The sequence below is a fragment of the Candidatus Aminicenantes bacterium genome, assembly GCA_011049425.1.
In the GTDB taxonomy this organism is placed as follows: domain Bacteria; phylum Acidobacteriota; class Aminicenantia; order UBA2199; family UBA2199; genus UBA876.
In genome coordinates, this window is record DSBM01000035.1 from 1 (window position 1) to 8,899 (window position 8,899).

The following is an 8,899-nucleotide window of genomic DNA, read 5'->3' on the forward strand; positions in this document are numbered from 1 at the left end:
TGTGGGTAAATCCGCATAGATGATGAGCGAGAAATTGTTGTGATGAGTACCCAGAGGGCATACATACCCGCAGGGCATAAAGCATAAGCGAACGCAAACGGCAGGTTCCGGGGACCCATGGTCTGAGGCAGGACGGCCGAAGGTAAAATGATGCCCCGGATTACATCCCAAATAACCACCGGGGTCATTTTAGTCCGCCGAAGACCGCATGGGTCTGAACCGAAGTGGTGAGCGATGATTTGTGCCCGAAAGGGTACTCTCGCAGCCTTATCATTTTTTCAAATATGTATAACCCCCAAACCCACACAAAATGGAAGAGAACCTAAAGAATTAGGAAGAATGAATAAAAAAGTGGAAGGTGGAATACCCGGGGAGTTCTGTAGGTAGATCTCGGGAGCGTCGGCAGGAGGTCTTGGAGATCTTGCAGGGCATTTACTTTCAACTTTTCACTTTTCACTTTAACCTGGTTTTACTGTCAGCAGATCGTTGTGAGAAATGTGGCTCAGCTTGCATTTCGAGCAGGGATTGTCGCGCAGAATGCGGGTCAGTACAACCGGACGCGGCCGCAGGCGTGTTCCAGGTAGAGGAATCCGGAGTCCGGCCCCAGGAAAAATGGGCCGAACACTTCGCTTCCCCACGTCCGTGCCAGGTCATCCTCCACAAAACAGGCCCGCCGCACATCCAGCAAACGCCAGCGGGTTTCCACCCGTCCCGGAGGCGCAGCGGCGGACAATTGCATGATGACGGCCCAGTAACCGTTTGCTGACACCTCCCCCAACTGGAAAACCACGTCCGCCTGCTTCAGTGCCTCCACAGCGGATTTATCCGGAGTGTTCAGAAGAATCGCACCGGGACGCGTATCATCGACGTAAACCCGGGAAACGCGGGGAAACAATAGATCGCCATTGGGAACAAAACGGTCGTGGGCGAATACCTCGCTGATGCAGGTGTCGTTCCAGCGGGTACCGCGATAAACCCCGCGGATTTCCAATTGTGCAATCAGCACCACCTGTTTCACCGGCCTGTCAAAACCCTGGCTGAATTCCCGCCGCGCCCGGGCCAGGAACTCCGCAAGTTCAGTAGATGTGACGGGAACAGGAAAAGTCTGGCGCCGGAATTCGTCTTTCAGCTCCAACGGGAATCCGCGTGCAAACCTGCGGGTGTGAAACATCAGGCCTGTTTCCGCCACTTCCCCCTCACAATGGATTCCCGCTAGAAAAGTGACCTCCAGGCGGGCCGGCCGGTTGTTTTTCAAAAAAAGCTCCCGGCTGCGCCCATGGCCGGGAAACACACTCAGGGTGCGGCAATTGTCGGGGACAACCACGAAAACCGACTCCCCGATGCCTTCATCGGGCCGGCCCTCCACCCAGGTCGTGGTAAAGTCTCCGTCCAACAGGTTTGCAGGGCCGTAGCGGCTACGCCCAGCCACGATATTTCCACCGCTGTCGGGCAACTCGGAGGTAGCAAAAAACAGTCCGCAACAAGACAAATCGGTAAGGAGCATCTTTCCCCACCTCGGAGCGGGCTTGTCAGCCCCACCGCACAGCAGCATCAATCCGATCATTCCGATACGAAAAATCATCCGGTCTCCTGATTGTTTAGGCGGCGCTCCACACGCACATCCCATTGCTTCAGCCATCGTTTCAAAGTGGTCAGTCCGATGCCCAGGACCCGGGCGGTTTGGGCCTTGTTGTAGTCCAGACGCGCCAGAACCTCTATCACATAATTGCGGGTATGTTCCTCCAGGGAGGTGAGCCCTTCAAGGGGTTCTTTCAAAATACGTCCTTCACTGCCCGCATCAACGTCTAGTTCCGCTGGCCGCCCCATGCGCAGGTACAAGAGTTGTCGCTCCAGAAAATTGCGCAATTCCCGCACATTTCCCGTCCATGGCTGGTTGAAAAGGACTTCGGGAGGCACGGGCAGAGCGGATTCCTTCATGCCCATGCGCTGGGTCAATCCGGACCAGAGATGAGCGGCAAGCAGGGGGATATCTTCTTTTCGTTCCCGCAAGGGAGGGACATGAATTGTAAAAACCGCGATGCGGTAAAACAGGTCCCGGCGGAACCGTCCCCGCTCAACCTCCTGTTCCAGATCCTTGTTGGTGGAAGCGATCAATCTTACGTCCACCCGGGACTCATCTTCACCTCCGAGCTTTATAAAAGTGCCCCCTTCCAGGACTCTCAGCAGCTTTGCCTGGAACTCCAGGGGCATCTCGCCGATCTCGTCCAGGTGAAGTGTACCCGAAGCCGCCATTTCAAAATACCCGGTTTTGTCCCGGGTCGCGCCGGTGAAAGCACCGCGCCTGTAGCCGAAAAACTCTGATTCAAAAAGGGTTTCCGGAATCGAAGCGCAGTTGACACTGATGAACTGCTGTTGGCTGCGGTGGCTGTCAAGGTGGATGTTGCGCGCGATCAACTCCTTACCCGTCCCGGTCTCGCCCGCAACCAGCACCGTGGTATCCGTGGGCGCTACATGATGAATGACATGGCGGATTCGTTCAATTTCCGGACTTTTCCCGACCATACGGTAAGCCGATTTCAAAAAACCATGTTGAACCTGTGAAGAGAATTCAAGCCGGTAAAGCCGACCGGCATTGCATACCCGTTTAAGCAACGTTTCCAGGTCAAAGGGCTTCTGCAGGAAATCAAAAGCGCCTTTCTTCAGCGATTCGCTTAGGTGTTGATCCATGCCGTAAGCGGTCACCAGGATCATTTTTGTCTTAAATCCCCGGGCACTGATATAGTCCGCCACCAGGGTACCTTCACCGTCGGGCAGCTTGCGATCCACCATGGCGACATGGACGGATTTGTGATCCAGGATTTCCCGGGCGCGGGCGCAGGTTCCCGCCTTGTGGACCAGGAACCCTTTGTCCTGAAGAAAATCCGCCACGGCCGCGGCTAGATTGACGTCATCTTCGACCAGCAGGATCGGAAAAGTCGTTTCCGCCTCTTTAACGCGACTCAAGGGCAATCCCCCCGGGGGATATGAATCACGAAACGAGCTCCATTTTGTCCTTCCAGTGGCGGCGTGGCCGACATCAGCCCGCCCATACGAGTGATCAGCTTCAGCGAAATGGTCAGGCCGATACCTTCGCCCGTTTCACGGGTCGTGAAAAAAGGTAAAAAGATCCGATCCAAGTCCTCTTCCGGAATGGAAGGGCCGTTGTTGCTGAAGACAAGGCTGATAAAACTCTGATCCACACTTTCCAGGTAAACGTTGACTTCCTGCCCGGCTTTCAAAAAATTAAGTGAATTGTTCACCAGGTTGAGCAGGATTCTGTACAAGGCCCCCTCATCGACACGCACACAGATATCACTGTCCACCCGGCAATGGAAAGCCACCTTTCGAATCTCGAAACGAACACGATTGCGCTCATAGACACTCATCAGGAGGTCCCGCAAAACCACCGGTTGAATGTCCAGCGCAGCTTCTCCGGAGATATCCCGAATCCGGTTGAGGAATGCATTGAGCCGGTCAATCTCACTGATGCACCGATGCAGGTAATCATCGATCTTTTCTCGTGGCCAGCCGGCGATGTTCAGTCTCAACACCTGCAGGATCGTGGTGATTCCGGTCAGGGGATTGCCGATTTCATGGGCCACCTCCGCCACCATCTCGGAAAAGCGATCAAAAAACAGGTTATCCTGACGACTCTGCATCAGAATGGACTTGGATGCAATATCCGAAACGAATACAACGATCATATCTTTACGAACCGGATAAATGGTAAACCCGAATATGTTGCGATGATCGTTCTCCCTGATCTCAATCTCTTCATTCAAAGGCATGGCGGGTTCCGTGGCCGATTCATGGTGGAGGCGCCTGAGAACGTGACCGACAATCTGCTTTTGCTGAGCAGAAGAAAACGTCAGGAAATGACGGTTGGCGAATGTAGGCAATGTCGTTCCCGGATCAATGGCAATGATTCCGATCGGAATGGAATCGCAGATCTCACGCAAAACAATGGGGTCGGTTTCATTGAAAGACACGGCCGGGAAAAAATCCTTGACTGCAGGTGGATCCAGGGACGAACCAGTCATGAATACTGTATACACAAACAGTAAACGGAAAGCAACCACCGGGCCGGAACGAACCGGACCGCATTGGACTGATGGGTCCCTTTCGGTTCAGCTGAATCAACCCCTTCCCGGGGAAAGGCTCTCTCAGCAAGGGGCTCATGTTTCGGCAATGATCTTGCTTTAATCTTGACAGATAAACAATGGCAAAGAAACTCTTACTGGTCGATGATGAAAAAGTGTTCCTGGAAGGGCTTCAGGAGGGCCTGGCCAAACAAGAGGGGATATTTGAGACCGATATCGCTTTCTCCGTGGACGAGGCCATCCGCAAGTGCAAAAAGAACCGCTACAATCTGGTTGTCTCCGACATCCGTATGCCCGGCAAAAGCGGACTGGATTTGTTCGTCCACCTGCGTAAAAAGAAGTTCAAGGGCGATTTCATCGCCATGACCGCTTACGGAACGGTGGAAGTACTCAATCGCATCCGCCAACTGGGTGGACTGGACATCATCATCAAGCCCTTCAACCTGGAGTGGTTTACCCAGAAAATCCTGGATTTCTTTGTCGAGAAACAGGGATTGTCCGGAAATATAGACTCGATCGACATCACCTCGCTGTTGCAGATGATCAACCTGGAGCGAAAGACCCTTGCCGTCAGGATCGACATTAATGACCATACCGGCCATATCTTTTTTAAAAAAGGCGAAATCATCAATGCCGAATTCGGTGAACTGACCGGACTGAAGGCCGCCCAGAAACTGCTGAAACTGAACCAGGGGCGCTTTTCCCTGGAGCCGGCGGCGGCGGATGTTGAACACAGTATCGACATGCCCTTCATGGTGTTGCTGATGAACGCCATGAAGGAAATCGATGAAAATCCCATACAACTGTCCCTTGATGAGATCATGGGGGACGAAAAGGAGAAAACCATGAATGTAAGACTATTGGAAAAAGCGGTCGATGTTTTGAAAGAAGACATGGGTGAAGGCCTGCTGGCAACCGACATCTTTGGGGCTCATGACGGACAGAGCCTGGCCGGCTGGAATTCCAATCCCAAAGCTTGCGCCCTGATGGGCGAGATCACCCTTTCCAACAACAAGGCCCTTAAAGGAGCCGGATTCCCCCCTTTGGGCCGTTATTTTATCTTGGACCTGGTCGATGACAAGATGGTAGTCGTTATTACCATGGGCGATTTCCTTTGGGGAATGCTGGTAGACACAAATAAAGCCAAACTGGGGCTGCTGTTGAACATCGCCATCCCCAAGGCCATCGACACGTTTGAAGAAGCCATCGCCGGCTGAGGAGGAGATCATGGGTGCGACACTGGAAAAGATTTACACAATTGTTACGGAAAAGGGCGGGTATGACGCGCGCATGAACCTGGCGCAGAAAACCGGGATTCCCCGAACCAAGGCCAGCGAAATGGAAGACACCCCGGAAGTGATCAACCGTTTCAAGACTGCGGCCGACGAGATTCTCGGCATGGACATCGATCAGTTCATGTAACCTGTACCAGTCCGGTTCTGGAAGGACCGTAAGCTAAGACCACAACGGGCGGGCCGCGGAAACGGCCATGAGCACCAGCAGACATTCCATGCCCAGACGCAGGTGGTGGACCGGCACCCGGCCGCCCAGGTAAAGGCCCGCTCGCGTGCCCAGGACCACCAGCGGCGACATGAGAACGCCCCACGCCAGGGCGACCAGGGCGCTGTGCCCGAAAACCAGCGAGATCACCACCACCTGGAACGGAACAAATACCAGGGATTGGGCGAGGGTGGTTACCCGCAACCGCGGGTTGGACCATTGATGGGCCAGGCTCCACAACACCACGGGCGGACCGCCGATATTGGCCAGACCGTTGAGCACGCCCGATATCGCACCGGCCGCAATCCCCCATGCCGGGTGAACGGATCCCCTACCCGTGGGCGCGGCCGCCCTGCGAAACAACAGCAATCCCAGTATCAGTACCGCCACCACCACTCCCGCGGCATCACGCCCGGCCATGGTAAGACGATGCATCAGCCAGAAGCCGATGGGAAGGGTTGTCAGCCCGGAAACAATCAGCGGCCGCAAACTCCGCCAGGGAACGTGACGACGCAACGCATACACGGCCACTATCTTTTGTAACGCCGAACCAACCACGCACAGCATCACCGCCTGGGGCAACGTGAACCCCGTTACCAGCAATGCGGGTACGGCGAACAGGCCGAATCCGAATCCCGCCGCGCTCTGTACCAGTGCCCCGGCAAACAGAATCGCCGCGCCCGCGCCAAGGGTTACGGCCGTCAAAAGGCCTCGCGCATAAAAGCCTCGATACCGGCGGCCCGCAAACGCCTGCAAAGAATTTCCGCATCCCCCCGCTTTAGAAGGGGTGAAAAGACACGGTGAATGCCGTTTTCGGATTCAACGGCGAACTCGACACCGAACGCTGCCGACAGCTTCCTTACCAAAACCAATGCGTTGTCGCAAATTGAAAAAGCGCCCGCCTGTACGCGCACCCCCGCGGCCGGCGGCGGCGGCAACGGGAGATCAGCTGACACCGCTTCCAACCGCACCACAGCCGTGCCATCTTCCGTCATGCCCAGGCGCCGGGCCGCGGCGAAAGACAAGTCGACAATGCGCCCCGCCACAAACGGCCCGCGGTCATTGATGCGCACCATCACGGTGCGGCCGCTATCCAGACGGGTCACGCGCACGAGAGTATGAAACGGCAGTGTTTTGTGGGCCGCGGTCAGCAGGTGCATATCGTAAATTTCACCGTTCGCGGTCCTGCGGCCATGGAACTTTTCGCCGTACCAGGAAGCGGTGCCTTCCATGGTGTGACCGCCGGCAACCGGGGCGACCGGCTCCCGCACCATATGCCTTTGAGGGGCGCAGGCAGTCACCAGGAGCAGAACCGTGGCAAACAGGATGATCAGGCGATGCATTTGCTTATTTTACCACGGCGATGCCGCTCTTTCATTTCCCTGACATATTCAGTCGACTGCGGGCGTTTGCAGGGGCATTCCAGGTTCCATTGAAATGCAGTCCCACATCAACCTCAGAAGATTTAACTATCTATTGAATCGGGTCGCTTGATCCCCAGGCGTTTCATCTTTTTGTGCAACCCCTGGTAGGTCATACCCAGGTCCCTGGCGGTGCGTGATTTATTCCAGTTATTGTGTTCAAGCAATCGCACCAAACGCTGGTGCTCGGACTCTCCACGCACAATGGGAACCGTTTCTTTTGCCTGCACGGTGAAAATGTCCGCACATATCTCTTCAGAAATCAATTCAGCCCCCACCAGTCCGCCTTCGTCGGAGAGATTCACCAAGCGATTGATCTCATTCTCAAGTTGCCGCACATTACCGGGCCAGCTGCAGCGCTGAAGAATCTCGAACGCCTGTACACTGAATCCGCGGATGTTCTTGCGGCTGCGACGGCAGTATTTGCGGGTAAAAAAGTTGATCAGTCCCGGAATATCCACACGACGCTCCCGCAGAGGAGGAATGGAGAAACGGTGATGGGCCAGGCGATAATAAAGGTCACTGCGGAAACGACCTGCACGGATGGCTTCCATGAGGTCCATATTGGTAAGAGAAATGATGCGCAGGTCAACGCGAATAGGTTCATTGCCGCCCACTCGATAGAAAGCGTGTTCCTGCAGGACCCGTAACAATTTGACCTGCAGACCCATGGGCATCTCACCGATTTCGTCAAGGATCAGGGAACCTCCGGAAGCCAGTTCCAGCCTTCCCTGGCGGCGGGCGTGGGCGCCGGTGAACGCGCCTTTCTCATGACCGAAGAGTTCCGATTCGAGCAGGCTTTCGGGAATGGCTGCGCAGTTGATGGCGACGTACCGCCCCTTGGCGCGATTGGATCGGTCATGCAGCAGACGAGCGAACAACTCCTTGCCGGTTCCACTCTCCCCCTGGATGGTGACAAAGAGATCGGAACGGGCGATGCGTTCAGCTTGCTGCACCAACTGGCGCATACGGGGATCCATGGCGACGAAAGGAATGTCCGGTGTTGTCTCAGGAATTTCACTGGTCACAATGATCTTTCGGCCGGCTTCTTCGATCACCAGAAAAAGCAATTCCAGTTCCCGGGACAGGGTCGTCAGAAATTCCAGCAGGCGTTCATCAGTCGAATGCTTATCTCCCGGATGAAGGTAAACCAGGGCGGCGGGGCGTTTTCCCAATTTCATGGGTTGAGAAAAGAGCCTTACTTTTTCCTTTGCCTCCAGGGGGATGTCAAACAAGCATTCGGCGAACACGTCATGACCCGGCACAACCTGATGCTCCGCCAATTCCGCCAGGGAGGGGAGGCGATTGACGGCCAGTAAGATCCCCACTCCGTTTTTTCCCCCCTCCATCAGGAACAGCCCTCCGGGAATGGGCAGTTGCGCCAACTCCACGGAAATCTCCCGCAGAAATTCGGAAAAATCACTGCGTCCCATCCCGGCCCGGAGAAAAAGCTTGAGGAATTCAGTGTACACGTCGCGCACGTAACGGGTTTCATCGAAACTGTTGCGACTGCGGTTCTCACGCTGGATATGCTCGAATACCGGATCCAGTTCTCTGGTCAACTGGAATTCCTCGAGTGATCCTTCACGCAGGTAAAAAGAGAACCCGTTGAGACTGAAACTCTCTCCCATGCGCAGGACCGCCACGGATATACGCCGGCCCCGAACAAAAACACCATTCGTGGATTTCAGGTCCCGCAACACGATATGATCGGTTTTCACTTCAATCTGCAGGTGACGCCGAGAGATGTCATCTTCTTCCAGGATCAGGTCGTTGGCGGAACTGCGTCCCACGGTGATTTCCGCCTTATCCAGGGGAAATTTCTTCAGAAACCCGTCCCGGTAGTAAAGCAGGTATTTCATGGTGAGAGTATACGAA

The 8,899-nt window shown here is 55.0% G+C and carries 8 protein-coding genes; 2 read left to right on the plus strand and 6 right to left on the minus strand.

The window, feature by feature from the left end; translation table 11 throughout:
* Positions 1–544: 544 nt before the first annotated feature.
* The 3 genes from ENN40_02585 to ENN40_02595 are packed head-to-tail and all read right to left on the minus strand — an operon-like array spanning position 545 to position 4,040.
* Positions 545–1,582: a hypothetical protein gene (locus ENN40_02585; protein ID HDP94229.1), complete on the minus strand. Its 1,038-nt coding sequence runs from the start codon at positions 1,580–1,582 to the stop codon at positions 545–547.
* Entirely contained in the window at positions 1,579–2,970 is a 1,392-nt protein-coding gene (locus ENN40_02590) for a sigma-54-dependent Fis family transcriptional regulator (protein ID HDP94230.1), read from the minus strand. Before ENN40_02590 ends, ENN40_02585 begins: the two co-directional genes overlap by 4 nt.
* The gene (locus ENN40_02595; GenBank protein ID HDP94231.1) at positions 2,961–4,040 is read right to left on the minus strand and encodes a HAMP domain-containing histidine kinase; all 1,080 of its coding nucleotides are present in this window, start codon (positions 4,038–4,040) and stop codon (positions 2,961–2,963) included. The genes ENN40_02590 and ENN40_02595 overlap by 10 nt, the downstream gene beginning before the upstream one ends.
* Before the next feature lie 179 nt (positions 4,041–4,219).
* On the opposite strand from ENN40_02595, the gene ENN40_02600 reads away from it, so the two are divergent.
* Positions 4,220–5,317, plus strand: a complete 1,098-nt coding sequence (locus ENN40_02600; protein HDP94232.1) for a response regulator — start codon at positions 4,220–4,222, stop codon at positions 5,315–5,317.
* Between the two features lie 10 nt (positions 5,318–5,327).
* Positions 5,328–5,522: a hypothetical protein gene (locus ENN40_02605; GenBank protein ID HDP94233.1), complete on the plus strand. Its 195-nt coding sequence runs from the start codon at positions 5,328–5,330 to the stop codon at positions 5,520–5,522.
* Between the two features lie 33 nt (positions 5,523–5,555).
* On the opposite strand, the gene ENN40_02610 is transcribed toward ENN40_02605, so the two are convergent.
* The 3 genes from ENN40_02610 to ENN40_02620 form a co-directional block, all read right to left on the minus strand.
* Positions 5,556–6,419, minus strand: a complete 864-nt coding sequence (locus tag ENN40_02610; GenBank protein ID HDP94234.1) for a sulfite exporter TauE/SafE family protein — start codon at positions 6,417–6,419, stop codon at positions 5,556–5,558.
* Positions 6,302–6,943 carry a septal ring lytic transglycosylase RlpA family protein gene (locus tag ENN40_02615; protein ID HDP94235.1) on the minus strand — a complete coding sequence of 214 codons (642 nt, stop codon included), beginning with the start codon at positions 6,941–6,943 and terminating at the stop codon, positions 6,302–6,304. Before ENN40_02615 ends, ENN40_02610 begins: the two co-directional genes overlap by 118 nt.
* 122 nt (positions 6,944–7,065) lie before the next feature.
* A complete protein-coding gene (locus tag ENN40_02620; GenBank protein ID HDP94236.1) occupies positions 7,066–8,883 on the minus strand; it encodes a sigma 54-dependent Fis family transcriptional regulator in 1,818 nt (605 codons plus the stop codon).
* Positions 8,884–8,899 lie beyond the last annotated feature (16 nt).